Genomic DNA, 26,209 nt, shown 5'->3' with positions numbered 1-26,209 from the left:
ACGACCTTCCTCGACGGGATCGAGCGCCTGCGCCTGACGGACGCGGCCGATTCCCTGCGCATCGACCAGGCGGCCAACGCGCTGGCCGGACTCGCCGAGATCGAGACACTGGGCGGCGAGGACGAGATCCTGCTGCGCCAGCTCGACCTTGTCCTGCGCGCCGGCGCCGGCAACGACCTCGTGATCATCGGCAATGCCGGGATGGGGGAAGGTCGCGCGCCGGGCCTGCTGGATGGCGGCGAAGGCGAGGACTGGCTGGAGCTTGTCGCAGACGGGCCGAGGCTGCCGACGGTGGTCGACCTGTCCCTCGGCACCGTCTCGGACGGCGACGACGTGCTGACGCAGCTCACCGGCTTCGAGAATCTGCGCAGCGCCCTCTCGACGCCCACGCGGCTTATCGGCGACGCCAAAGGCAATCGGCTGGAGGTGGCGCCGTCAGCCGCCGACACATTGGATGGCGGCGGCTTCAACGACTTTCCGGTGATGCCCATCGGCGCCGCGACACTGCAAGGGCGCGATGGAAACGACACGCTGGCCGGCGGTAGCGGCGACGACCTGCTCATCGGCGGCCACGGCGCCGATTCCATGGATGGCGGGGCGGGTGTTGACGGGGTGAGCTATGCGGATGCGCCCACCAGCGTCTTCGTCGACCTCGATGCCGGCGGGATCGGCCGCGGCTATCGCGGCGAGGCCCAGGGAGACGTGCTGACAGGGATCGAACGCGTCTTCGGCACGTCGTACGACGACATCCTGATCGGCTCCGCGGCGAGGGAGACGCTGCTCGGGCGGGATGGCAACGACCGCCTGGCCGCCCAAGGCGGCGGAGATCTGCTGTTCGGCGGCAATGGCGACGATCTGCTGGCCCGCGCCGTGCTCGACGATACGCAAACCGCGAACGTCACGGGCGCCGGCACCTTCGTCGGCGGCGACGGCTTCGACATGGTGGCCTTCGACGTCAACAACCGGATCATCAACGGCACGGTGAGCGGCACCGGCCGCTACAAGACGATCACCGAGGGCTTTCTCGGCAGCGATGTCGTGGGCACCACGAACCGCGCCCTCACCTTCGGCTACGTGGTTGCGGACACGCCCTACCTCTCCGTCCGGCTCGGCGAGGGTAACGCCTCAGGCTTCGCCACGCTCATCGCGCCGGAGCTGCGGTCGCAGATCTTGCTCACCTCGGTGAGCGGCAGCGGGCGCTTCGACTACACCCATACCGGCTTCGCCGGCTTCGAGACCGGATGGAACGACGGCTATGCGCGGGTGGCCGAGCGCTACTCCGGCTACACCCGCGACGCCATCATCGGCGTCTCACTGCCGCTGGATCGCGGCGTCAAGACAGTCGCCCAGTATCTCGACGACAACAACGGCAGCGACGACATCCGGAACTGGAGCTATTCCGGCTCGGTTGTAAGCGTGGGCACGGTGACCGCGCTTCGCTCCGCACCCGACATCCTGTCCGTCGACGAGCTCCAGAGCGTCGAAGGGATCATCGGCACGCAGAATGCCGATCTGGTGTTCGGCAACGCCGGCGACAACGCGCTCTTCGGCAATGGCGGCGACGACTACATCGAAGGCGGCGCCGGCGACGATCGGCTCGGCTTCGGCGAGGGAGAGCGCCTGAGCAACAGCTTCTCCTTCCCGCAGGCGCCGTCCTTCCGTGGCGGCGGCTTCCTCGGCCCGACCGGCGTGGCGAGCCTGCTAAGCCAGCTTCGCGGGCTGGATCCGGATGCCAGCACCACCAGCGCCTCGCCGCGGGTGAATGTCGGCCAGGTGAAGGTCGGGGGTTCCAGCAGCGTCACCGATTTCGGCTCCTTCCTCTGGGGCGGGACCGGCAGCGACACGCTGGACCTGCGCTTCGACCGCGGCCTGAGCTTCTACCCGTCTGTCGCGCCGACGGCGCGCGCCGTGGTGGACCTCGATGCGGCGCCGACCAACACCACCATCAGCACCGTCACCGGCCAGCGCGTGGTGTACGGCGAGGCCGCATGGCTCAACTTCGAGTGGGGCGTGATCGAGAAGGCAACGCTGTTCGGGATCGAGAACGTCGTCGGCGGCGCCGCCGACGACACGCTCCTCGGCGATGCACGCGACAACGTCTTCGAAGGCATGGGCGGCGCCGATTCCATGGACGGGCGCGGCGGCCGGGACACGATCAGCTACGCAAATGCGCCGGGCGGCGTGACGCTGAATCTGGTCGCAGCGGGAAGCGGCGTCGTGCTCGACAACCGCAGCCTGGGCCTGCCCGCGGGCAATCATGCGGCTGGCGACCAGGGGGTGAACGCCGAGCGCTTCCTCGGCTCCGCGCATGCCGACACCGCGCTGCTCGACCTCTCGCTTGCGCCGATCGTCGCGGAGCCCACCATCGCGCTGGAGATCGACGTGTTCGACCTGCGCGAAGGCGGCGCAGGCCGAAGGGTGGAGTTCGATTATCCCGCCCGGTTCCTGCAAGCTGCCCTGCCGCCGGACGGACCAGGCCCGGAGCTCGACCTCGGCGCGGGCGACGATGCGCTGACGGTGCTCGGCATCGGTCGTGCCGCTATCCGGCTCGGATCAGGCAACGACACCGTCCAGCTGACCGGCATGGGGCAGACGCTCCGTCTGGGCGACGGCGAGGACACTGTCCATGTCGGCCAGACGGCTGACGGCTCCTACGAATTCCTTCCCGTCGATCTCCGCACCACGGTCATCGACGGCGCCGAGAACACCGGCGTCGACACCGTGGTCTTCGAGGGCGAAGGCCTGGTGCAGCTGATCCTGACGCCGGACGGCGCGCGCGTACTGCGCCTCGGCGACCTGATGTTCAGCCCACCGACCGTCACGCCGCAGCAGATCATCGACTTCAACGGCGTGAGCGGCATCTATGCGCCGCAGGACGACGCACCGATCGACCTCGGCGCGATCTCGCCGATGCGGGATGTCATCGCGCGCGCGGATGCCGCGTCGGCGATCTTCGAGCTGATCGGCATCGAGCGCGTGATCATCGGCGGCGAGGTGATCCGCCTCGACAGTGTCGACCCGGCGGTGGACGCGGACCGCACGCTGACGATCCTGGAGGATGCGCGCGATCCCTTCGCGCTCGGCGCCAAGGCCCCGGCGGCGGAGGTCGCGGCGGGCGCGCTCTTTCGCGTGGTGGCCTTGCCCGACGGCGCCATGCTGCTGCGGCCCGACGACACGCCGCTCGCCATCGGCGACACCTTCGCGGCCGCCGACCTTGCCGCGCTGAAGGTTGTTCCCGGCCAGGCCTATGGCGCCGCGCCCGACAGCCTGACCTTCGCGCTCGTGGACGCGCCGGCCGGCACGCCCGACCGCATCGTCACCCTGCCGCCCGCGCCGCCCGTCGCGGGCGTCTCCCTTGGCATCGCCGCCCCCTCCGATCCGCTCGGGCATGCCCTGACGATCACCGTCACCGAAATGCCCGCGCAGGGCGCGGTGTTCTTCCGCGTACCCGACCCCGCCTTCGCGGGCTCCTCCATGGCGGTACTGACGGAGCAGCCGGTCAGGCTTGGCGACACGCTGACCCCGGACCAGCTAGCCGGGCTGTTCTATCGCGCACCGAAGGACGGGTCGGGCGACATGGGCGGCTTCTCCTATGTCGCGCAAACCGGCCTCGGCTTCCGCCAGCTTGCCGCCACGCCCGGCACGGAGAGTGCGGAGAGCGGCGTTGATCCGGCCACGCGCGACGGCAGCGCGTCACAGCGCATCGCGATCTCCGTCACGGCGCAGAACGACGCTCCGGACATCGCCACGCTGCTCTATCCGCTCTCGCCGGGCGGCACGCTGGAAGGCGGCCTGCTCGCCAGGGATGCGGAAGGCGACGCCTTCACCTTCTCCCTCCTGCGCGGTCCGGCGCTCGGCACGCTGACCTTCCTGCCCGACGGCAGCTTCACCTACGTGCAGGATGCGGCCGTGGATTTCGGCGGCTCGCCCTTCCTCGAGGACAGCTTCGTCGTGCAGGCCGGTGAGACCGGGAGCGGGCTTCTCTCGCCGGAGGCGATGCAGGTCCTGCGCATTGTCAATCCGGCAGACTGGGGGGTCATCGCCTTCGACACCAGCCGCAGGGACGTCTTCTTCGACGAAGAAGGCGACCCGATCCCGCTCGGCGGGCTCGGCACGGATGACGAGGTGATCGGTCATCCTGGCCCCGACCAGCTCTTCGGCTTCGGTGGCAACGACACCCTGCGCGGGCAGCAGGGCGACGACACGCTCGATAGCGGCGACGCCGACGATTCGCTGTTCGGCGATGCCGGGGCGGACAGCCTCTCCGGCGGCGCGGGTGCGAACCGGCTGACCGGCGGACCCGGCGCGGATTCGCTGCTCGGCGGGCCGGGACGGGACACGCTGGCCGGCGGGCTGAACGACGACCACATGGAAGGCGCGGCGGGCGACGACCTCTATGTGGTGCTGGAGCCCGGCGACACGGTGGTGGAGCAGCCCGGCGAAGGCAACGACACGGTGCTGGCCACGATCAGCTACGCGCTGCCGGCCCATGTGGAGGGGCTGATCCTCTCCGGCGGACGGAACGGCGCGGGCAACGCGCTCGATAACCGGCTCACCGGCGACGCGCTCGACCACCGGCTGGACGGCCTTGAGGGCGCGGACACCCTGGACGGTGGCGGCGACGCCGACACGCTGCTGGGCGGCGCGGGCGACGACACCTATCTGCACGCGCCCGGCGCCCTGATGCTGGAAGCGCTGGATGGCGGCATCGACACGGTGCGCAGCCGGGTCAGCCTGTCGCTCGGCTCCCGCTTCGAGAACCTGGTCCTGCTCGGCGCTGAGAGCCTCGACGGCACCGGGAACGCACTCGACAACCTCATCATCGGCAATGCGGCGGGCAACGAGCTGTCCGGCCTGGGCGGCGCGGACACGCTCATCGGCAGCGGCGGCGCCGACCTGCTGATCGGCGGAACGGGGCCCGACCGGATGGAGGGCAATTCCGGCGCCGATGCCTATGTGGTGGACGATGACGGCGACCTGGTGATCGAGGGCCCGGATATGGGCCTCGACACCGTGCTGTCGCTGATCGACTTCGTGCTGCCGGAGCATGTGGAAGCCTTGACGCTCGGCGGTAGCGCGGCGCTCCAGGGCACGGGCAACGCGGCGGCGAACCGGCTCAGCGGCAATGCGGCCGGGAACCTGCTGCGCGGCCTCGACGGCAACGACCGCCTGAACGGCGGCCGGGGCGCCGACACGATGGAAGGCGGCGACGGCCGCGATCTCTTCGTCGTGGACGATCCGGGCGACCGCGTGGTGGAGAAACCCGGCGAGGGCGTGGACTACGTGCAGGCCTTCATCGACTTCACCCTGCCGGATTCCGTCGAGATGCTGATCCTGGCCGGCGCCGCGCCTGGCGGCACGGGCAACGCGCTCGCCAATTTCATCCAGGGCAATGCCGTGGCGAATCTCCTGGCGGGAGAGGCGGGCGACGACACGCTCGATGGCGACATCGGCGCCGACACGATGGAGGGCGGCGCGGGGAACGACCTGTTCCGGGTGGACCAGGCCGGCGACGTGGTGGTCGAGCAGCCCGGCGAGGGCCTCGACACGGTGCAGGCGCAGGTGAGCCACGCCCTGGCGGAGAATGTCGAGAACCTCGTGCTGCTGGCCGCTGCCGGCACCAGCGACGGCACCGGCAACGCCCTCGCCAACCGCATGGTCGGGAACGGCACGGCGAATGCGCTGGTCGGCGAGGGTGGAGAGGACAGCCTGTTCGGGCTGGGTGGTGCGGACACGCTGCTCGGCGGCGACGGCGCGGATCGCATCCTCGGCGGATCGGGCGACGACCTGCTGGCGGGTGGCGCGGCCGAGGACACGCTGCTCGGCGAGGGCGGCCAGGATGTCTTCCGCTTCGATGCCGTTGGCGGTGGTGTCGATCTGATCCTGGATTTCGCGCCGGGGCAGGATTCCATCCGGCTCGTCTCCACCGGCTTCGGCGGCATCCTGCCACTCGGAACGCTGGCGCCGGAACGCCTCGCCCTGGGCGCCGCCGACGCGGCTGTACCGCAGCTCGTCTACGATCCCACCACCGGCCGCCTGGGCTGGGACGCGGACGGCACAGGGCCCGATGCGGCGTCGATCTTCGCCATTCTGGCGAACCAGGCGGCGCTGACGGCGGCGGACATCGTCATCGCCTGACGGGAGGCCGCCGCGCGCTGGCGCCTTCCGGCGCGACGTGATTCCATGCGCGCCTCTCAAGGACCAGCCGAGGAACCGTGCGCATGTTCGTCGCCGCCAACCGCTTCCGCGTCATTCCCGCGCATGCCGCGGAGTTCGAACGCGCCTGGCTGACGCGCGAGAGCCATCTGCACGAGCTTCCGGGCTTCCTCGAATTCCATCTGCTGAAGGGACCGCAGCAGGACGACCACATCCTCTATTCCTCGCTGACGCTCTGGGCCTCGCGCGACGCTTTCGAGGCCTGGACGCGCTCCGAGCAGTTCCGCCGCGCGCATGCCGGCGCGGGATCGACGAAGCCGATCACCCTCGGCCCGCCGCAATTCGAGGGCTTCGACGTGCTGCAGACGATCGCCGCGCCGGCGAAAGGCTGAACCAGGCTGGTCCGCGCGCCGCGCCTGCGGGTCGGGCGCGGCGCGAGCGCAACGGGGCGAAGCGGCAGGTCGCAGCGGAACACGACGCGCCCGCGCCTTCCGTCCGGGCATGGGCCAGCAGGGCGAAGAGGCCGGTGCCGCCGATGATGTTGCCGATCAGCGCCGGCAGGATCAGGCCGGCCGGAGCAGCTCCTCCTCGCCATGCCGGCGTACGACGGCGTGGATGACGGCCGCGCAGCCGCGCCGCGCGCTCCTCGACCGCCGCATGTTCGGCTGGACTGAGGCCCTGTCGTGGATCGGTGGTCAAGATGCTTCCGAAGTGAAGCGAGCCAGCGCCCCGAAGGTTTCCCGGGCCAGACTTCGCGGTTCGCCTCAACGCAGGGTGTAGAGGTAGGAGGCGATGTCGCGCGCCTCGCGCTCCGTCAGGGCGAAGCCCGGCATGGCGGTGCGCGGGTCCATCTCCGGCGCCGCGCTGACCCAGCGCACCAGCACCGGCGGCCTGTTCGGGAACTGGCCGGCGATGTAGCCGCGCCGGCCGAAGCCCTCGAGCGAAGGCCCGACCCGCCCGCGTGAGGGGCGCACGCCGGGAATCGCGTGGCAGGCGCCGCAGTCGAGGCGCGCGATAATGCGACGGCCGCTGGCGGGATCGCCTTCCACCAGGACCTTCGACTCCCCCACATCCCCCGGCCCGCAGCCCGCAAGGAGCAGGAGGGCGAGCAGCGCCGCGGTGGCGAAGGCACGGCGCCTCATCGTGTCGCCGCGACGGCGCTGCGGCTGGCCGGCGGCAGCGAGGCGTACCAGGCAGCGACGGCTTCGATCGCCGCGTTGTCGAGCGGCGGCTCCGCGGGCGGGTCGTCCGGGTCCATGCCGACCGCGCGCGCCATCACCCTGGCCAGCGGCTTCTCCCGCTCACCCCCGCGCACGCCGCGCAGCCACAGCCGTAGCTGCTGCGCGACATACCAGGCATGCTGGCCTTCCAGCCGCGGATAGAGCGCCGGCATGCCGCCGGCCTTGGGACCGTGACAGGATGCGCAGGCGGCGACGCCACGCTCCGGCACGCCCTTCAGCGCGATCCGGCGTCCGAGTTCCAGCACCTCCGCCGACGCGGTCTGCGCGCGCACGGCGCCGTCCTGCGGCTGGCCCGCGTAATGGTCGGCCAGCAACCGCATCTCGGCCTGGTTCAGCTCGGCCGCGACCGGCTGCATGATGCCGCTGGGCCGCGCCCCGAGCGCATAGGCCTGCAGGGCCTCGTAGAGATAGGGCGCCGTCTGCAGGTCGAGCCGCGGGAAGGCATCATCCTGCGCCGCACCCGTCGCGCCGTGGCAGCGGGCGCAGGCGGCGACCGCATTCCCGACCGGGCCGTTGAGCAGCAGCAGCCGCAGCCCTTCCGATGCGTCCTCCGTCGCCCCGGCGGCCGGGCCGAAGGCCAGCTGCCGATAGGTCGGCGCATCCATGTCCGGCAGGCGTCGCAGGAAGGCGACGACCGACCAGACCTCGTCCTCGCGCCCGAGCGCCACCCAGGCCGGCATGCCCGCGTATTTGATGCCATGCCGCACGATCCAGAACTGCTCCGCGGACGTCCAGCGCGCGACGACATCCGGCAGGTAGGGCGGCTCCGGCAGCATCCGCCGCGTGATCGGGTTGCGCGCCTGGCTGGGCGCACCATGGCAGGGGGCGCAGCCGCCCTGGTAGTGACCGGCGCCGCGACGGATCATGCCGGGATCGTCCAGCGCAGGTGCCGTGATGCCGATGCTGTGCGTGCGCACCGACTGCTCCAGCGCGAAGCCGAGAAAGGTGCGGAAGAAGGGATAGTGCCCGGTGCTGGCCGCGACGCTGTACACGCCCGACCAGGCGAACAGCAGCGCGGCAACGAGCGCCGCGACGCCCAGGCCGAGCACCAGCCGCCAATGCATGACGACATGCACGACCAGGTCGCCGAGTTCGGAACGGAACTCGGCGAGCCATGCCCGCAGCCTCGGGCGGGAGAGCGCGGGGCCTTCGCCATCCACGCCACGGGTGCCTTCGTCCTGGGGCATCTCCCGCGCCAACGCACAGCGGCCTCGACCTTGCCGCGCCGCTCGATCACGACCCGGAGAGGTTACGCCGCCGCCCGATCCAGCTCAGCCGCGCCGTTCGATCACCGCGCAGGCGATGCGCCCTCCGGCATCACCGGCAGGCTGGCTGCGATGGTCGTCGGCCTGCGCATGCAGCACGATGGCGGAGCCATCCCTGTCCAGCAGCGACGCCTCGCCCGGGCGGAGGGTGACTTTGTCGTTCATCACCTGGGCGCGCAGCATCCCGTCCTCGCCGACCTGCTGGTTCGGCATGTCGCCCGCATGTGCGCCGCCCTGCACCAGGTAGCCATGCTGGTGGCCACGCGGCGCGTAATGGCCGCCGGCCGACCGAAAACCGCCATCGGCCTCGCAACGGCCGGTTTCGTGCACATGAAACGCGTGCACGCCGGGCGGCAGGTTGCGCAGCTCGACCGTGATCAGCACGCCGTTCGGCGTGTCAGCGAGATGCGCCGAGCCGATCCGCTCGCCCTTGGGATCGATAAAGCTGCCCTGGGCCTGTGGCGTGCCCTCCGGCAGTTGTGGCTGCAACCCTGCCTGGGCCTGCGTCCCGGCGGCAAGGGGCAGCGAAAGAAGGAAGGCCAGGCCGAACGCCTTGCGCATGGATCGTCTCCGTTGAAGTTGGCAACCGTCGGAAGCAGCGAACCGGAAGGCAGGGAGGCGCCCCGCGGTTCCCGCGCCGCCGCGGCGGCGCCGGAACGGCCATGCGCCGCGCGGCGTTGCCCTCCGAAGGCGCAGCGGCATCGAGGTGGATCATGGCGAAGACGGTCAGCGACTTCCTCTGGCAGCGGCTGCAGGACTGGGGCGTGCGGCGCGTCTTCGGCTACCCCGGCGACGGCATCAACGGCCTGATCGGCGCGCTGGACCGGACCGAGGGTGCGATCGACTTCGTGCAGGTGCGCCACGAGGAGATGGCCGCCTTCATGGCCTGCGCACATGCTAAATACACCGGTGAAGTCGGCGTCTGTCTCGCCACCTCCGGGCCCGGCGCCATCCACCTGCTGAACGGGCTCTACGATGCGCGGCTGGATCACATGCCGGTGCTGGCGATCGTCGGCCAGCAGGCGCGTGCCGCGCTGGGCGGCCACTACCAGCAGGAAGTGGACCTGCACACGCTGTTCAAGGACGTGGCCGGCGCCTTCGTGCAGCAGGCGAGCGTGCCGGAGCAGATTCGCCACCTGCTCGACCGCGCCATGCGCATCGCCATGGCCGAACGGCGCGTGACCTGTATCATCCTGCCCAACGACCTGCAGGAACTGAACGCGGTCGAGACGCCGCCGCGCCGGCACGGCACGGTGCATTCCGGCATCGGCTATGAGCGCCCGCTGGTGATCCCGACGCAGGAGCAGCTGCGGCGCGCCGCCGACGTGCTGAACGCCGGATCGAAGGTCGCCATGCTGGTCGGCGCAGGCGCGCTGCGGGCGAGGGACGAGATCATCGCGGTCGCGGAGCGGCTCGGCACGGGCGTGGCGAAGGCGCTGCTCGGCAAGGCCGCCGTGCCGGACGACCTGCCCTTCGTCACGGGCTCCATCGGCCTGCTCGGCACGCGGCCGAGCTACGAGATGATGGCGGAATGCGACACGCTGCTGATGGTGGGCAGCGGCTTCCCCTATTCCGAGTTCCTGCCGAAGGAGGGGCAGGCCCGTGGTGTGCAGATCGACATCGATCCCGCCATGCTCTCCCTGCGCTACCCGATGGAGATCAACCTCGTCGGCGACAGCCGGGCGACGCTGGAAGCGCTGCTGCCGCTCCTGCGACCCAAGGCTGACCGAAGCTGGCGGGAACGCATCGAGGGCAACGTCGCCGAGTGGTGGAAGGTGCTGGAATCCCGCGCCATGAACGAGGCGGAGCCGCTGAACCCGCAGCGCGTGTTCTGGGAGCTGTCGCCGCGCCTGCCGGACCACTGCATCATCGCGGGCGATTCCGGCTCCCACACCAACTGGTATGCGCGGGACGTGAAGATACGGCGCGGCATGATGGCCTCGCTCTCCGGCGGCCTCGCGACCATGGGTTCGAGCGTGCCCTATGCGATCGCGGCGAAATTCGCGCATCCCGACCGGCCGGTGGTCGCGGTCTGCGGCGACGGCGCGATGCAGATGAATGGGATGAACGGCCTGATCACCGTCTCGAAATACTGGCAGCGCTGGAGTGATCCGCGGCTGGTGGTGCTCGTCCTCAACAACCGCGACCTGAACCAGGTGACGTGGGAACAGCGGGCGATGGCGGGGGATCCGAAATTCCTCGGCTCGCAGAGCCTGCCGGACATCCCCTATCACCGCTATGCGGAGATGCTCGGCCTGAAGGGCATCTTCGTGAACCATCCGGACCAGGTCGGTCCAGCCTGGGACGAGGCCTTCGCGTCGGACCGGCCGACGCTCGTGGAGTTCTACACCGATCCGAACGTGCCGCCGCTGCCGCCGCACATCACGCTGAGCCAGGCGCGGGCGCTGTTCTCCTCGATGTTCGGCGAGCCGGAGCTGGGCAGCGTGCTGAAGAACACGGCGCGGGAGATCGCCGCATCCGTCTTGCCGGGCCGCAGCGCCAGGACGGAGAAGGAGACGCCCGACCACGGCTAGGCACGCGCCGCGCGCCACTGCATTCGAAAGAGCCTTCCAAGATGCCCCAGAGGCGCCTGCCGATATCCACGCGCGAGATCCTGTCTCGCTTGCGCCCGCTGCCGTGGACACCTTAGGGCGACTGGCGTGACGGTCCCGATGAAGCGCGATGCCGCCCTCGGCCGCGGCGCACGCCTGCGGCGTGCCGCCGTCTCGCTCGGCGAGCGGCTGGAGGCCGGCGCCGTCCTGCTGGTGCTGCTGATCGCCGGCAGCGTCTGGGCCTTCGTCGAGCTTGCGGACGAGGTGCTGGAGGGCGAGACCGCCGCCATCGATCGCGCGGTGCTGCTGCTGCTGCGCACGCCAGGAGATCCCGCCGATCCCTTGGGCCCGCCCTGGGTGGAGGAGATCGGCCGCGACGTGACCGCGCTCGGCGGCATCGCGGTCCTGACGCTTCTAACGCTGGTCGTCGCGGCCTTCCTTGCGCTGCGGCGGATGCGGGGCGCGGCCTGGCTGCTGCTGCTGGCCACCGGCAGCGGCATGCTCGCCAGCTTCGTCCTGAAGGACCTGTTCGACCGGCCGCGGCCGGACCTTGTGCCGCATGGCGCGCATGTGGTCTCCGCCAGCTTCCCCAGCGGTCATTCCATGATGGCGGCCATCGTCTACCTGACGCTCGGTGCGCTGCTCGCCCGCGTGCAGCCGCAGCGTCGCATCAAGGCTTTCGTGCTGAGCGTCTCCATCCTGCTCGCGGTCCTCGTCGGCATCAGCCGGGTCTATCTCGGCGTGCATTGGCCGACGGATGTGCTGGCCGGCTGGACCGTCGGTGCGGCCTGGGCACTGATGTTCTGGCTGCTGGCGCGCTGGCTGCAGCGAAAGGGACAGGTGGAAGTCGGCGAGCCGGAATAGCGGCGCTCACGCCCCGTCCAGCAGCGTGACCGCGACGAAGGGCGTCGCCTCGAAGCGGTCCGCGATGCGACTGCGGATGGCCCGGATGACCTCCTGGCGCACGGCCTCGCGCTCCGCGTCGCGGTTGGGCTGCGCATAGACCTCGACCAGCAGGCGCGGCCTCTCGTCGTGTTCGCTGCCCGCGAAGCGCACACGTGCCTCCAGCAGGCGCGCGGCGCCGCTCTCCTTCACCGCCTCATGCACCGCCGCGACGGCGCGTTGCGCGCGCGTCGAGCGCTGGAGCGCCGGCGGATCGGCGAACTGCCAGGCCAGCAGCCCTGCCAGCGCGAGGGAGGAAACGCCGGCGGCGAACCAGGTCACCGGCCACCTTCCGCGGACATAGCGGGCGCCGCTTGGCGTGAGCCCCTGCAGTCGGAACACCGCGGCGGCGGAAAGGTTGATCCCGAACAGCTGCAACAGCAGCACGAAGGCGGCGGAGACCATCATCTCCCGCTCGCCGATCACCCAGGCCATCCCCAGCACGGCCGCCGGCGGTGCCAGGGACGCCGCGACGAGCATGCCCGTGGCGGCGCCGCTGACGAGGCTGCTGCGCTCCGACTGGCAGAGGTTGAGCGCGCCTGCCGCGCCGGCCACCAGCGGCAGCAGCACCGCGACGGAGGACAGCGCGCTGGTCTCCGTCATCAGTTCCGTGGCGATCCGCTGGCCGAGCGCGAGGCTCAGCGCCGCCGCGACCGCGATGCTGACCAGCAGGGCGGAGAAGTAGCGGGCCACGGAACGCCCAAGCAGCGCCCCATCGCCGCGCGCCGTCGCTAAGGCGGCGTTCATCGCAGGGCCGGCGAAGGGGGCGATCAGCATCGCCGCCGTCAGCAGGTAAATCGTTCCGGTTAACAGGCCGATCCACGCCACCACCCCCGCCGCGGCGGCATAGCCCAGGAAGCCGCTCCACGAACCGACGCTCTGCAGCCCGCCGAGAAAGACCTCGATCGGGCTGCGTGCGCCGACATCGGTGACCTGGTCCGGTGCCTCGGAGGGCGGCGGCCGGAGCGCGAAAACGCCCTGCGGCGCCAGCGTGACATGCAGGTCCGGCAGCCGCTCCAGCTCCGAGAGCAGCGGCCCCACCGCGCTGTTCGGCAGGCTGAGCAGGACCAGCTCGACCGCGCCCCGGCCGTCCCGCGCATCGATGCGGGCCATGTTCGCCCCGCCGCAGGCGGCCGCCACCGCGAGCACCTCCGCGCCGCTGCCCTGCCGCACGCGCACCATCACCTGGCGCATCCCGTCGCCTCCGCCGCTGTCGCCCGCGATCGGCGGACCCGGCGAGACAGCGCGCTGATCGCACCGCGGATGCCTCCGCAGCGGGAACCTCTCCACCCTGGCGCGCGCTCCGTGCGCAGGCGTGCCGTTCGGAGGGGAAAGGCAGGATGCGAAGTTGCAGCGAGTGCCAGGCGGAAGCTCCTGCCGCCGGAAGACGTCGCGCCCTCCTGATCTGCCACGCGAAGACGCGCGCGGCGCGGCACAGCATGGAAGCGGCGGCCGCGGTCCTTGCGGAGGGCGGGGTGGAGTTGACGCAGCTCGCGTGGCCCGGCCACGAAGCCATGCCGGCCGCAATCCGTCGGCATGCGAAAGAGGTGGACATGGTCGTGCTCGGCGGCGGCGACGGCACGATGAACGCCGCGGCGTCCGCCCTGCTCGCCACGCAGCTGCCGCTCGGCATCCTGCCGATGGGCACGGCCAACGACCTGGCCCGCACGCTCGGCATTCCGCCGGACCCCGAGGCCGCCGCACGCATCATCCTGGCAGGCGAGCGGCGCCGCATCGATCTCGGCGAGGTGAACGGCCGGCCCTTCTTCAACGTCGCCAGCATCGGCCTCAGCGTGGCGATCACGCGCGAGCTCACGACCGATCTGAAGCGACGCTGGGGGCGGCTCGCCTATGCGCTGGCGTCGCTGCGCGCGCTGCCCCGTGCGCGCCCCTTCCACGCCGAGCTCCGATACGGCGAACGCGTCGAGGTGGTGCGCACGCTGCAAATCGCCGTGGGGAACGGGCGCTACTACGGCGCCGGCATGGTGGTGGCGGAGCATGCGGAGCCGGATGACGGGCTGCTGCATCTCTACAGCCTGGAATTCGAGCGCGCCTGGTGGCTCGCCGCACTGTTCCCGGCGTTGCGGTCCGGGACTCAGCGGCGCTGGCGCCAGGTCCGTGCGGCCGATTGCGCCGAGGTCGAGCTCCGGACGCGGCGCGCGCGCCGCGTGGATGCCGATGGCGAATTGCTCACCACCACGCCGGCGCGCTTCCGCGTGCTGCCCGGCGCGCTGGAGGTTTTCGTACCGCCGGGCACGCAGGCGAAGGAGGCGGGTGGGTAGGCAACTGTCGGCGCGGCATCAGCCGGGCGGCGCGAGCCGAAGGATCACACCGCTGCGGGGTTGCGCCGGCATGCGAGAGAGGTCCACGGTCAGGTCCTGCTCCGGCATGTCCCAAGGCAGGCGCGCCAGCAGGCGCACCGCGCCGCGCATCAGCGCGATCGTCGCCCATTCGCCGGGGCAGCGATGCCCGGTGAAGTGCTCGCCGCCGCCCTGCGGCACGAAATTGAACGGGCTCCCATCCCAGTCGTGGAAGCGTTCGGGCCGGAACACCTCGGGATCGCCCCAGATGCGCGGGTCGTGATCGGTGCCGTAGAGGTCGAGCAGCACCCAGTCGCCGTCCCGGAAGTGATGGCCGCGCCAGTCGAAGGCGGCGCGCACGCGCCCGGCGACCATCGGAAAGAAGGGATGGAAGCGCCGCACTTCCTGGACGAAGGCTTCCAGTTCCGCGGAGGTCGGTGCTGCGGCCAGGCGGCGTCGCCACGCCGGCTCGCGGTGCAGGGCGAGCGCGGCGAAGACGACGAAGCGCGCCACCGCCACCGTCGGGCGCAGGATGTTGATCAGCTCCACCGCGACGGTGCCGGGCGGCAGCAGCTGTCCTTCGGCATCGCGATGCTCGGCGAAGACGCGCAAGGCGCTACCCTCAGGGGCCTGGAGCGCGCCGCGCCGCACCTGGCGGACCAGGCCGCTCGCCCACCGCTCGGTGCGCCGGCGCAGCCGCAGCGCTTTGAGGACGGATGGCCCGAACGCGCCCGCGCCGGCGATCATCGCGGCGAGTTCGCGCGTCCGCGCCGGTGTCTCGGCTTCGGGAAGCGGTATGCCGGCCCAGCGGCAGGCAGCACGGCAGAAAACCGCATGCGCTTCGTCCAGCAGAACCACATCCTGCCGCGCGGGCCAGGTGGCGATGCGCGCCTGCCAGGCATCCTCCGCCGCGGCCTCGAGCGCGGCGAGGCTTTCGGCACCCATGAGCGACATGAACATGGCCTTGCGCCTTCGATGCGCGGCGCCGTCCAGCGTCGCCACGCTGCCCTTGTCCTGCAGGAGGCGCAGCGTGGTCTGCGGCAGGGCGCCGCGGCGGGTGAAGCGATCCGGGGCGTAGAACATGCGCGCCGCCTCCTCGCCACGCATGCAGATGGCGCGGCGGAGCATCAGCCGCGTCTCGAACACATCCGTGTCGAGCCGCTCGCAGCGGGCCGGAATGAAGCGATAGCCCTCCCGCAGAAGCGCGAAAGTGCTGTCGAAGGCCGGATCACGCGGAAAGCTGGACACGGTGCGGCACCTGGGCTCGACGGTCGCGATGCGACGTGAACCGCCCGGCGGCGCCGCCGGTTCCCCGGTTCAGCCGCCCGCGAGGCGCGCCCTGATGCCGCGCCAGAGCGGCGTCTGGCTGATGACCAGCAGCGCCACCGCCAGCGCAAGCACCAGCGAAAGCGGGCTGGTCACGAATTCCTGCGCGAAGGCCACCGGGTCGTCACCGGCGGAGATCATCGCGCGGCGATAGGAGGTGTCCATCAGCGGGCCGAGGATCATGCCGAGAACGACCGGCCCCACCTGGAAGCCGTAGATCCTGAGAAAGTAGCCGAACAGGCCGAAGCCGAGCATCCAGTAGACGTCCACGACGCTGTTCTGGATCGCATAGGTGCCGACAACGGACAGGATCAGGATCAGTGGAATCAGGATGCCAGGCGGCGTCTCCACCACCTTCGCGAAGAAGCGGATGCCGCTCAGCCCGAAGACCAGCATGAAGATGTTGGCCAGCGTCAGGTTGCCGACCGTGAACCAGAACAGGTGCGGCGTCTCGATCATCAGCATCGGGCCCGGCTTCAGCCCGTGGATGAACAGCGCGCCGATGATAACGGCCGTCACGGCATCGCCCGGGATGCCGAGCGTCAGCATCGGGATGTAGGCGCCGCCGACCGCGGCGTTGTTCGCGGATTCAGGCGCCACCACGCCTTCATAGGCGCCCTCGCCGAAGGGCCGTGACGGGTTCTTCACCGTGCGCTTCGCCTGGTCGTAGGCCATCAGCGCCGCGATGTCGCCGCCGGTGCCCGGCAGCGCACCGATCACCACCCCGATCGCCGAGCTGCGCAGCGACAGCGGCAGGTAGCGGCGAAGCAGCGACCAGGAGGGCAGGATGCGCGACACATCCTGCTTGATCCGCGGCGCCTTGAGGTTGTGGAGCTGCGCCAGCGCTTCGGACACGCCGAAGAAGCCGATCATCGCGGCGACATAGGGGATGCCGCCCAGCAGTTGCACCGTGCCGAAGGTGAAGCGGCCTTCCGCAGTCATCGGATCCATGCCGACCATGCCGAGCGCCACGCCCAGTGCCCCGGCATAGAGCCCCTTGGCGAGGGATTCTCCCGACAGGCTGCCCACCAGCAGCAGGCCCATCACCGCCAGCAGCAGGTAGTCGCGCGGCGCGAAGAGCAGCGCGAATTCGGAGATCGCAGGCGCTGCGATCGCCAGCGCCGCGATGCCGACGAAGCCGCCGAGGAAGGAGCAGACGGTGGTCAGCCCGATCGCGACGCCGGCCTCGCCGCGCTTGGCCAGCGGAAAGCCGTCGAGCGCCGTGGCGATGGCCGCCGGCGCGCCCGGGATGTTGAGCAGGATCGCGCTGCGCGACCCGCCATAGACGCCGCCCATGAACACGCCGGCGATCAGCGCCAGGGCGGGATTCACGTCCCAGGAGAAGGTGAAGGAGATCAGGATGGAGGCCGCCATGGTGACGGACAGGCCCGGGATGGCGCCGATATAGATGCCCGCGAAGGTGCCGGCCGCGGTCAGCAGCAGAAGCTGCGGATCCGTCCAGGCCATCAGGAAGTAGGAGAGGCTGTCGCTCATCGAAACAGCCAGCCGCTCGGCAGGACCACGGTGAACAGCACGCGGAACACCACCCAGATCGCCGCCAGCGAACCGGTGGAGACGAGCAGCGCCGTCAGCAGCCCGCCGCGATGCAGGTAGAAGATCGAGAGGAACAGGAACGCGAAGGAAGCGCCGAGGAAGCCCACCGGCTCCAGCGCGAGCATGTAGGCCAGCATCAGCGCCGCCATCACCGCGACATCGGCCGGCGTGGTCCGTCGGACGAATTCGCGGGCGGTGCCGGAGCCTTCGGGGATGTGGGCGGGCCGCATGCGGTGGATGCGGCGGATGATCGCCAGCGCCGAGACGGTCATCACCAGGCCGGCCAGCGCGGGAAACACGCCGGCGGAGCTCGGCGAATAGAGGCCGTCGATGCGGTAGCCCTCTGCCATGACGAACAGACCCAGCAATAGCAGGGCATAGCCGAAGACGGTCTCGCCCGGCTGCCGCCGGCGCAGCGTCTGCTCCATCGCGCGCCTCCCGGTGTCGCGGCGCCCCGACCAAACGGCCGGGGCGCCTGCGCGATTACGGACGGGGGATTCCGAGCTCTGCCGGCGAGGTGCGGGCGGCGCCGGCCTCCTGCAGCGTCCAGGTCGTCACCGACTGCCAGCGCTTGAGGAAGCGGTCGGCCTCGTCGCCCGAGATGTTCATCACGACGTTGCCGTTGCGCTGCATCAGCTCGACGAATTGCGGGTTCGTCGCGCCGGTCTTGAAGGCCTGCACGAGCTTGTCGCGCCGGTCCGCCGGCACGCTGCGCTTGACCCACACGCCGTAGAAGGAGCCCCAGGGCATGAAGCGCGCGAGCTCCGGGAAGTCCGCGGTGGCGGGCGGCACGCCGGGGAAGCTCGGCAGCGGCTCGGTGTTCCAAACCGCGAGCGCGCGCAGCCTGCCGGCACGCACATGCTCCGCCGCGGCGCCGGAGCCCGCCGGCATGAAGTCCGCATGGCCGCCCTGCAGCGCCGTCAGGCCCGGCCCCTCGCCATCGAAGGGGACCGAGATGTGGCGGATGTTGCCGAGGGTGGAGAGCATGGAGCTGATCACATGCGGCTGGCCGCCCGGACCCGTGCCGGCCATGCGCACGCGGCCCGGATTGCGCCGCATCTCGTCCACCAGGTCCTTCAGCGTGCGCCAGGGCCGGTCCGGATTGGTGACGATCACCGGCACGCCGCGCGCCAGCACGTTCACCGCATAGAACTCCTGCACGAAGTCGATGCGGGAGAGGTTCAGCACGCCATAGAGCAGCGGGTTCTCCGCGGCGTAGAGCAGGGTGTAGCCGTCCGGATTCGCGGTGTGCACGGCCGTCATCGCGATGGCGCCGCTGCCGCCGGGACGGTTCTGCAGCACGATCTTGTGGCCGAGCGCGGCTTCGACATGCGGCGTGACGGCACGGGAGGTCACGTCCGTGGCGCCGCCGGCGCCCCACTGGATGAGGCCGAGCAGGTCGCGGCTCGGGAATGCCTCCTGCGCCGCGGCCTGGCGCAGCCCGCCCAGCAACGGCACGGCCGCCAGCGCCCCGAATGTCCTGCGGGTGATCATGACGTTTCCTCCCTCCTGCGGCGGGCAGCGCGCGCCACGCCTTTCGATGACGGGCGCATCCTGCCGGCTGCGGGCGGGCTTGGGAACCTCCCGGCGGCGGCCCCTGCCGGTTGCCGGGCCGCGCGGCGCCGGACTAGCCTCCGCCCACCGCATGCCGGCGCACTGCACGGCCGGGGAGCCGGGGCATGGAAACGGAAACGCGCGACCTGATCGTCATTGGCGGCGGCGGCGCCGGGATGGCGGCGGCGCTGTTCGCCGCGCTGGACGGGCTGCACCCGCTGCTGGTCGAGCACACGGCCCTCCTCGGCGGCACCACCGCCTGGTCGGCGGGCACCACCTGGGTGCCCGGGACGACTCATGCCGCAGAGGTCGGCGCCGAGGACGATGCCGAGAACGCCGCCGCCTTCCTGCGCAACGCGGTCGGCAACCATTCCAGCGAGGCCATGCGCCGCGCTTTCCTGGAGAACGGGCCGCGCGCCATCGCAAGGCTGGAGGCGGAGACGGAGGTGCGCTTCCGCGCCCGCCCGCTGCATCCCGACTACATCCAGGAGGTCGCCGGCGCGACGCTCCGCGGCCGGGCGCTGGAGCCCGTGCCCTTCGACGCGCGGAAGCTCGGCGCGCGACTCGCGCTGATCCGGCCGCCCATCCCGGAATTCACCGTGCTGGGCGGCATGATGGTGGATCGGGACGACATCCCGCACCTGATGAACATGACGCGGTCCTGGGCCTCCTTCCGCCATGCGGTGCGCCTGCTCTCGCGCCATGCCGTGGACCGGCTGCGGCATCCGCGCGGTACGCGGCTACTCATGGGCAATGCGCTGGTCGGGCGCCTTCTGGCATCGCTCGATGCGCGCGGCGTGGAGATCGAGACCGAGGCGAAGGTGGAGGATCTGCTGCATGGGCCCGCCGGCGTGGAGGGCGTGGTGCTCGCCCGCGGCGGCGTCAGGCGCCGCGTGCTGGCCCGGCACGGCGTGATCCTCGCGACCGGCGGCTTCAACCGCCACCCGACGCGTCGCGCGGCGATGCTGCCCGCTCCGCTCGCCGCCTTCAGCCCTGCCGCGCCTGGCCACACCGGGGAACTGCACGACCTCGCCGTCGGGCTCGGCGCGCGCTACGGCGAGGGCGCGCTGGACAACGCCTTCTGGGCGCCGGTCTCGGTGCGCAAGCGCGCGGATGGCAGCATGGCGGTGTTCCCGCATTTCGTGCTGGACCGCGGCAAGCCGGGCGTGATCGCGGTGAATGCGGCGGGCCGGCGCTTCGTCAACGAGGCGACTTCCTACCACCTGTTCGCGCGCGCGATGTACGCCGCGCATGCCACGGCGCCGACGATCCCCTGCTTCCTCGTCACCGACAGCGAGGGGCTGCGGCGCTACGGCCTCGGGATGGTGCGACCCGGCGGGCGCGGCCTCGCGCCCTATCTCGCCGACGGCTACCTGACCGAGGCGCCGACGCTCGCGGCACTGGCGGCGAAGCTCGGGATCGACGCCGCGAAGCTGGCGGAGACGGTTGCGCGCATGAACGACTACGCGGCGCGCGGCGAGGATCCGGAATTCGGCCGCGGCAGCACCGCCTATCACCGCGTGAACGGCGATGGCTCGCGTGGCCTGCCCAACCCGAATCTTGGCCCGATCGGCACACCGCCCTTCTACGCGATCCGCCTGTGGCCGGGCGACATCGGCGCGGCGACGGGGCTCGTCACGGATACGGATGCACAAGTGCTGGGGCATGACGAGCGGCCGATCGGCGGCCTCTATGCCTGCGGCAACGACATGCAGTCGGTGATGGGCGGCGTCTATCCTGCGCCGGGCATCACGCTGGGGCCGGCGCTCACCTTCGCCTTCATCGCCGCGCGCCACGCGGCGGGGCGCGCGTAAGTCAGGCGCCGCCGAGCAGGAAGTCGGCGATCAGCTCCACCTGGGCGCCGAACATGTCCACGCCGGTCGAGGTGCCGCAACCGAGCGCGCGCGCCGCGGCGAGCAGCGGCGTGACCTCGGGCGCGGTGATGACGTCGGCGACGAACATGTCGGCGCGCAGCCGCTCCGGCGGCACGGGCAACGGATCCTCCGGCCGCATGCCCGCAGGCGTCGCGTTCACGACCAGCGTGCAGCCTTCGGGTTCCGCCGCCGCGAGGCCGCGCAGCGGCACGCCGCCCGACACCGGCCGTAGCCGCGCCAGCAGCGCCTCCGCCCGCGCCGGATCGGCATCGTGCAGCGCCAGCGAGGCGACGCCTGCCTCCAGCAGGGCCTGCGCAATCGCGGTGCCGGCGCCGCCCGCGCCGACCAGCAGCGCATGGCGGCCGGCGGGCTCGCCACCGCAGGCGCGGATTGCGGCCACCATGCCGGCGCCATCCAGCATGTCGCCATGCCAGCTGCGATCGGGATTGCGCCGCATGACGTTCACCGCGCCGAGCAGCTGCGCGCGCTCCGTCAGCGTCGCGCAGTGCCGCGCGGCAGCGAACTTGTGCGGCACCGTGATCGTCAGCCCGTCCAGGTTGCGCGCCAGGCTTGCGCCGCGGACGAAGTCGTCGAACTCGGCCGCGGTCACATGCACGGGCAGCATCGCCGCGTTGCGGCCGCGCGCCGCGAAGCAGCGCGTGACGCCGCCGGGTGACTTCACCTGCGCGATCGGGTCGCCGAGGATCAGGTGCAGCCGCGTTGCGCCATCCAGCACGGTCATTGCCGCGCGACCTCCTGCCATGTGCTGCCGGACGCCATTCCACCCGCAAGCCGCGCCACGGGCAAGCCGGCCTCAGGCATCGACCGTCGCGACGCGCTGCCGCAGCCATTCCAGGCTGCGCGCGATCATCGGCTCCTCCTCCGTGCCGTAGTCCGGGTCGAGATAGTCGATCTCGAGCGCCAGCAGGCCGCCATAGCCGGCGTCCCGCAGCAGCCGAAGCACGGCGTCGAGGTCCACGAGCCCCGCATCCAGCGGCACGCTCGGCCAGAAGGCGAAGGTCTTCGGGTCCTGCCCGCGCCGCGCGCCGATGTTCTTGACATGCGTCGCCCGCGTGAACGGTGCGAGCAGCCCGGCGACCTTCACCGGATCCTCGAACATCCGCAGGTTGTTGGCGGTGTCGAGGCAGACGCCGAGATGCGGGGAGCCGATGGTCGTGACGATCTCGGCCAGCTCCTCGGCCAGCAGGTCGATGTGGTTCTCGATCGCCAGCACCACGTCCTGGCGCTCCGCTTCGGCGACCAGCGGCTTGAGCATGGGCAGCAGCTGCGCGCGGTGCTCCGCCCAGGAGGCCGGGCGCGTGCGGCGGCTCCCGGCGCAGATGCGCATCACCTTCGCGCCGACGGAGCGCGCGATGCCGATGTGGCGCACCAGGTCGGCGGCGGCCGCGGCATCCGTGCCGGAACGCAGCCCATCCGGATGCCCCCAGGCCCAGACCGCGTCGAGGCCGAGCGCCTCCAGCCTTTCGCCGATGCGCGCCAGGCTCGCGGCGTCGAGCGGCAGGTAGCAGGCTTCGAGCGAAACGCCCGCCACGCCATGCGACGCGGCACGATCGAGGAAATCCCAGACGGTCATGCGCCGGCCAGGGTCCTGCTGCAGCCCTGGATACCAGTCGCCGAACTGACGATGGTAGCAGTAGGAGTCGATCCCGATCCGCATCAGACGCCCCCGTCCGTGGTGGGACATCCTGGCAGCCCGGAACGGGAAACGGGAGGGTGGCCCCGCCACCCTCCCGCCGACCCGCCACGGTTTGCGCCGGCCTCCCTGTCCCACGGCGCGTCCGCGATCAGGCCTGCTTCAGCGGCACGGCCACGAAGCTGCGCGTGCCGTTGCGCAGGACCTGCAGCGCCACAGCGTCATTCGACGCCGCCTCGCGGATGGCCTTCACCGTCGCCTCGGCATCGGCGGTCTCCGTCGTGCCGACACCGACGATCACGTCACCGGGGCGCAGGCCGGCCTTCGCCGCCGGCGAGTCCGGCGTCACATCCGCCACGATCGCGCCCTTCGCGTCCTCGCCGAGCTTCAGCGCCTGGCGGGCTTCCGGCGTGATGGGGGCCAGCGCGACGCCGATGCGCGGCTGCTCCGCCTCGGCGCCGCCCTGGCGGGCGGCGACCTGCGCGCCCGGCTGCGTGCCGATCTCGACCGCCACCGTGCGCATCGCGCCCTCGCGCCACACTTTCAGGCTCGACTGGCTGCCCGGCCGCTGGTCGGCGATGGCGCGGGCCAGGTCGCGCGGGCTGGTGACGGCGCGGCCGTCCACCTCGGTCACCACGTCGCCGGCGCGCAGCCCGGCCTTCGCCGCGGGGCTGTCCTTCTCGACGCTGGAGATCAGCGCGCCACGCGTATCGCCGCGATCCTCGGCTTCCGGCATGCGCAGCGCCTTGGCCATCGCGCCATCCACGCCCTGCGTCGCCACGCCGACGAAGCCGCGCTCCACCCGGCCGTTGGCCTTGAGGTCCGCCACCACGCGCTGCATCAGGTTCGAGGGTACGGCGAAGCCGATGCCGACGCTGCCGCCGCTCGGGCTGAAGATCGCCGTGTTCATCCCGATGACGTTGCCGTCCTGCGAGAACAGCGGGCCGCCGGAATTGCCCTGGTTGATCGGCGCATCCACCTGGATGAAGTCGTCATAGGGCCCCGCGCCGATGTCGCGCCCGACCGCGGAGACGACGCCGGTGGTGACGGTGCCGCCGAGGCCGAAGGGATTGCCCATCGCGACCACCCAGTCGCCGGGCTGCGCCTTGGCGGAATCGCCCAGGCGCACGAAGGGCAGCGGCGCGCCGGCCTCCACCTTCAGCAACGCGACATCGGTGCGCGGGTCGCGACCCACCACCGTCGCGTTCAGGCGGCGCCCGTCATCCAGCGTCACGGTCAGGCGCTGCGCGCCGTCCACGACATGATTGTTGGTGACGACGAAGCCCTCGGCGTCGATGATGAAGCCGGAGCCCACGGCCTGGCCGCTGCGGCCCGGCATCGGCTGGCCCATCGGGCCGCGCGCTGGCATACCGCTGCTGGTGATGGTCACCACGGCGGGCCGGACCTGCTTCACGAGCGCCGCGAAGCCGGCGGCCGGGGCGCCGTTCGGCAGCGTCGCCTGCGGCGCGGGCGCCGTCTCGGCGGGCGCCGGCGTTGCGTGAAGCGCGAACCCGGTCAGGGCCGTCGTGCCCAGCATCAGCCCGAGCAGGGCGGCGCGGGCGCGCTTGCGGCCGGTGCCGTTCGCCGGCCCGGTGGCGGGCCCGGTGGCGGGAACGTCCATGCTGAATTCTCCTGTCGTCCTGCGCGGCGCCCCTGCGCCGTGCGTTCCGGCAAGAATGGCGAGAGACGCCTGCAAAGTCCCCGAAACGAGGCTGAAGAGTTTTTCAGCTTGCCCGCGCGCCGGAGAGATCCACCGTCACGCGCAGCCCGGGTTCCGCGTCCGACAGCACCGGCACCGCGCCATGCAGCCGCGCCACCGCCGCCACCAGCGCGAGGCCAAGCCCGCTGCCCGGCGTGCCGCGGCTGCGGTCCAGCCGGTAAAAGCGCCGCAGCACGCGCGGGCGCTCCTCCGCCGGGATGCCGGGCCCGTCATCGGCCACCTCCAGAACCGGGCCCGGGCGCAGCGTGACGGACACATGCTCGCCGCCATGCGCCAGCGCATTGTCGAGCAGGTTCGACAGCATCTGCCGCAGCAGCGCCTGGTCGCCATGCACGCGCTGGTCCGGCGCGACCTCCGCCGCCAGGGTGCGTCCCGCTTCTTCCGCGGCAACCTGGTAGGCCTCCGCCAGCGTCGCGACGGTGGCGGAAAGGTTCACCACCGGCGCCTGACCGCTCGCCAGCGCCGGCCCGGCCTCCAGCTGCGCGATGCGCAGCAGCGCGGCGAAGGTGGCGAGGACGGTGTCGAGCTCCTCCAGCGCCGCTTCCAGCAGCGCCGCGTCGGCTGCGGCGTCGCGCGGCTGCGCCAGCGCCGATTCCAGCCGCTGGCGCAGCCGCGACAGCGGGCCGCGCAGGTCATGCGCGACATCCACCGTCACCTGCTTCATGCCCTCGAGCACCGCCTCCAGCCGCGCGAGCAGCGCGTTGACCGTGCCGGCCAGGCGGTCGAACTCGTCAGCCGCGCCGGAGAGCGGCAGGCGCCGCGCCATGTCGCCCTGCATCACCGCCTCCGCCGCGCCGGAGACGGCACGGAGCCTGCCTTCGAGGCGCCAGGCCGTGAGCAGGCCGAAGACGAGTGCGAGCAGCACCGCGAGCCCGCCCGCCGCCAGCAGCGTGGAGGCCAAGGTCTGCGCCGTGTCCAGCACCAGGCGCATGCGCGCGGCGACGATCAGCCGGAAGCCGTCCGGCAGCGCGATGCCGAGGGCGCGCAGCGGCCCCTCGGCATCCGTCGTGGCGACCGTGGCGAAGCCCTGCAGCCCGGCCGGCGCGGCGGCCAATGGCGCCGCACCGGCAAAGACGGCGCCGCTCGGCGCGCGCAGCTGCACCAGCAGAACGCCCGGCGCGCGTTCACGCGTGCGCAGCTCGACCGACAGCATCAAGGCAGCGGCGCCGCCGAAGCGCCACTCGCGCAGCAGTTCATCCGCCTGCTGGCGGATCTCCGCATCCAGCGCGTCCTGCAGCGCCGCGGAGCTGCGCAGCCAGCCGAAGCCCAGGCCCAGCGCCGAGATGCCGAGGACGGCCGCCGCCGTCAGCAGCGCCGTGCGCAGCGCGAAGCTGCGCAAGAGCCGCGGCAGGAAGCTCATCCGCGCTCGCCCAGGATGTAGCCGGCGCCGCGCACCGTCTGGATCGGCCCCGGCTGGCCTTCCTGCGCCAGCTTGCGCCTCAGCCGGCTGACATGCACCTCGACGAGGTTGGTGGAGGGATCGAAGTTGAGGTCCCACACGCCTTCCAGCAGCATGGTCTTGGTCAGCACCTGGCCGGGCCGGCGCAGCATGTACTCCAGCAGCCGCATCTCGGTGGGCAGCAGCTCCACCGGCTGGCCCGCGCGACGCACGACGCGGCGCAGCAGGTCCATCTCGATGTCGCCGACGCGCAGCATCACCGGGTCCTGGGACACGGCGGGACGGCGGCCGAGAGCGTCAATCCGCGCGCGCAGCTCGCTGAAGGCGAAGGGCTTGGCGAGGTAGTCGTCCGCGCCCGCATCCAGCCCCTCCACCCGGCGCTCCACCTCGCCCAGCGCCGTCAGCACCAGCACGGGCGTGGAGATGCCGGAAGCGCGCAGCGCGCGCAGGATAGTCAGGCCGTCGGGCCCGGGCAGCATGCGGTCGGTGACGATCACGTCCCAGCTCTCGCCGGCCGCCAGCATCATGCCTTCCTTGCCGGTGCGCGCGAGCTGCACGACATGGCCGGCCTCCCGCAGGCCCTTGGCGATGTAGTCGGCGGTCGCCGCGTCGTCCTCGATCACCAGGATTCGCATGTCGGCATCCTAGCAGCACGAAGCGTGGCCCGCGCCC

At 71.6% G+C, this 26,209-nt stretch carries 19 protein-coding genes; 6 read left to right on the top strand and 13 right to left on the bottom strand.

Translation table 11 applies throughout. The annotated features are described in order from the left end of the window. The first annotated feature begins 201 nt into the window (after positions 1-201). Positions 202-6,138 carry an Ig-like domain-containing protein gene (locus DFH01_RS09380; RefSeq protein WP_146217020.1) on the top strand — a complete coding sequence of 1,979 codons (5,937 nt, stop codon included), beginning with the start codon at positions 202-204 and terminating at the stop codon, positions 6,136-6,138. 83 nt (positions 6,139-6,221) lie between these two features. Beyond that, positions 6,222-6,548 (top strand): heme-degrading protein HmuQ, encoded by a 327-nt coding sequence (gene hmuQ / locus DFH01_RS09375; protein ID WP_109870187.1) that lies wholly within the window; start codon positions 6,222-6,224, stop codon positions 6,546-6,548. Between the two features lie 372 nt (positions 6,549-6,920). Here the strand turns inward: hmuQ and DFH01_RS09365 are convergent, their stop codons facing one another. From DFH01_RS09365 to DFH01_RS09355, 3 genes are all read right to left on the bottom strand, one after another. After that, positions 6,921-7,298: a c-type cytochrome gene (locus DFH01_RS09365; RefSeq protein WP_109870185.1), complete on the bottom strand. Its 378-nt coding sequence runs from the start codon at positions 7,296-7,298 to the stop codon at positions 6,921-6,923. Beyond that, on the bottom strand, positions 7,295-8,584 hold the full coding sequence (locus tag DFH01_RS09360; RefSeq protein WP_109870184.1) for a c-type cytochrome: 1,290 nt from the start codon (positions 8,582-8,584) through the stop codon (positions 7,295-7,297). The genes DFH01_RS09365 and DFH01_RS09360 overlap by 4 nt, the downstream gene beginning before the upstream one ends. A gap of 84 nt (positions 8,585-8,668) precedes the next feature. Beyond that, on the bottom strand, positions 8,669-9,364 hold the full coding sequence (locus DFH01_RS09355; RefSeq protein WP_199231184.1) for a superoxide dismutase family protein: 696 nt from the start codon (positions 9,362-9,364) through the stop codon (positions 8,669-8,671). Positions 9,365-9,375: 11 nt separating this feature from the next. On the opposite strand from DFH01_RS09355, the gene DFH01_RS09350 reads away from it, so the two are divergent. Both DFH01_RS09350 and DFH01_RS09345 read left to right on the top strand, forming a co-directional pair. After that, positions 9,376-11,196, top strand: a complete 1,821-nt coding sequence (locus tag DFH01_RS09350; protein ID WP_109870182.1) for a thiamine pyrophosphate-requiring protein — start codon at positions 9,376-9,378, stop codon at positions 11,194-11,196. A 126-nt stretch (positions 11,197-11,322) separates the two neighbouring features. After that, a complete protein-coding gene (locus tag DFH01_RS09345) occupies positions 11,323-12,078 on the top strand; it encodes a phosphatase PAP2 family protein (RefSeq protein ID WP_233256048.1) in 756 nt (251 codons plus the stop codon). 6 nt (positions 12,079-12,084) lie between these two features. On the opposite strand, the gene DFH01_RS09340 is transcribed toward DFH01_RS09345, so the two are convergent. Next, positions 12,085-13,350, bottom strand: coding sequence for a DUF389 domain-containing protein (locus DFH01_RS09340; RefSeq protein ID WP_109870181.1), 1,266 nt, complete (start codon positions 13,348-13,350; stop codon positions 12,085-12,087). A 146-nt stretch (positions 13,351-13,496) separates the two neighbouring features. Between DFH01_RS09340 and DFH01_RS09335 the strand changes: the two genes are divergently transcribed. Beyond that, the gene (locus DFH01_RS09335) at positions 13,497-14,438 is read left to right on the top strand and encodes a lipid kinase (protein ID WP_109870180.1); all 942 of its coding nucleotides are present in this window, start codon (positions 13,497-13,499) and stop codon (positions 14,436-14,438) included. A gap of 18 nt (positions 14,439-14,456) precedes the next feature. On the opposite strand, the gene DFH01_RS09330 is transcribed toward DFH01_RS09335, so the two are convergent. The 4 genes from DFH01_RS09330 to DFH01_RS09315 form a co-directional block, all read right to left on the bottom strand. Beyond that, on the bottom strand, positions 14,457-15,704 hold the full coding sequence (locus DFH01_RS09330; RefSeq protein WP_109870179.1) for a cytochrome P450: 1,248 nt from the start codon (positions 15,702-15,704) through the stop codon (positions 14,457-14,459). 69 nt (positions 15,705-15,773) lie between these two features. Next, positions 15,774-17,276, bottom strand: coding sequence for a tripartite tricarboxylate transporter permease (locus tag DFH01_RS09325; RefSeq protein WP_109870178.1), 1,503 nt, complete (start codon positions 17,274-17,276; stop codon positions 15,774-15,776). Next, on the bottom strand, positions 17,273-17,764 hold the full coding sequence (locus DFH01_RS09320; protein WP_109870177.1) for a tripartite tricarboxylate transporter TctB family protein: 492 nt from the start codon (positions 17,762-17,764) through the stop codon (positions 17,273-17,275). The genes DFH01_RS09325 and DFH01_RS09320 overlap by 4 nt, the downstream gene beginning before the upstream one ends. 55 nt (positions 17,765-17,819) lie before the next feature. Next, positions 17,820-18,830, bottom strand: a complete 1,011-nt coding sequence (locus tag DFH01_RS09315) for a Bug family tripartite tricarboxylate transporter substrate binding protein (protein WP_109870176.1) — start codon at positions 18,828-18,830, stop codon at positions 17,820-17,822. A gap of 185 nt (positions 18,831-19,015) precedes the next feature. Between DFH01_RS09315 and DFH01_RS09310 the strand changes: the two genes are divergently transcribed. Continuing rightward, the gene (locus DFH01_RS09310; protein ID WP_109870175.1) at positions 19,016-20,704 is read left to right on the top strand and encodes an FAD-dependent oxidoreductase; all 1,689 of its coding nucleotides are present in this window, start codon (positions 19,016-19,018) and stop codon (positions 20,702-20,704) included. A 1-nt stretch (position 20,705) separates the two neighbouring features. Here DFH01_RS09310 and DFH01_RS09305 read toward each other — a convergent pair whose 3' ends face one another. The 5 genes from DFH01_RS09305 to DFH01_RS09285 form a co-directional block, all read right to left on the bottom strand. Then, positions 20,706-21,506: a shikimate dehydrogenase family protein gene (locus tag DFH01_RS09305; RefSeq protein ID WP_109870174.1), complete on the bottom strand. Its 801-nt coding sequence runs from the start codon at positions 21,504-21,506 to the stop codon at positions 20,706-20,708. Between the two features lie 72 nt (positions 21,507-21,578). Next, the gene (locus DFH01_RS09300) at positions 21,579-22,442 is read right to left on the bottom strand and encodes a sugar phosphate isomerase/epimerase family protein (protein ID WP_109870173.1); all 864 of its coding nucleotides are present in this window, start codon (positions 22,440-22,442) and stop codon (positions 21,579-21,581) included. 127 nt (positions 22,443-22,569) lie between these two features. Then, positions 22,570-24,039, bottom strand: coding sequence for a trypsin-like peptidase domain-containing protein (locus DFH01_RS09295; protein ID WP_109870172.1), 1,470 nt, complete (start codon positions 24,037-24,039; stop codon positions 22,570-22,572). A gap of 103 nt (positions 24,040-24,142) precedes the next feature. Next, complete coding sequence (locus DFH01_RS09290) at positions 24,143-25,498, bottom strand: sensor histidine kinase (protein WP_109870171.1); 1,356 nt, start codon at positions 25,496-25,498, stop codon at positions 24,143-24,145. After that, entirely contained in the window at positions 25,495-26,172 is a 678-nt protein-coding gene (locus tag DFH01_RS09285; RefSeq protein WP_109870170.1) for a response regulator transcription factor, read from the bottom strand. Before DFH01_RS09285 ends, DFH01_RS09290 begins: the two co-directional genes overlap by 4 nt. Positions 26,173-26,209: the final 37 nt, after the last annotated feature.

The organism is Falsiroseomonas bella (genome assembly GCF_003173615.1).
GTDB lineage: Bacteria > Pseudomonadota > Alphaproteobacteria > Acetobacterales > Acetobacteraceae > Falsiroseomonas > Falsiroseomonas bella.
This window is presented reverse-complemented; position numbering and strand designations above follow the sequence as displayed.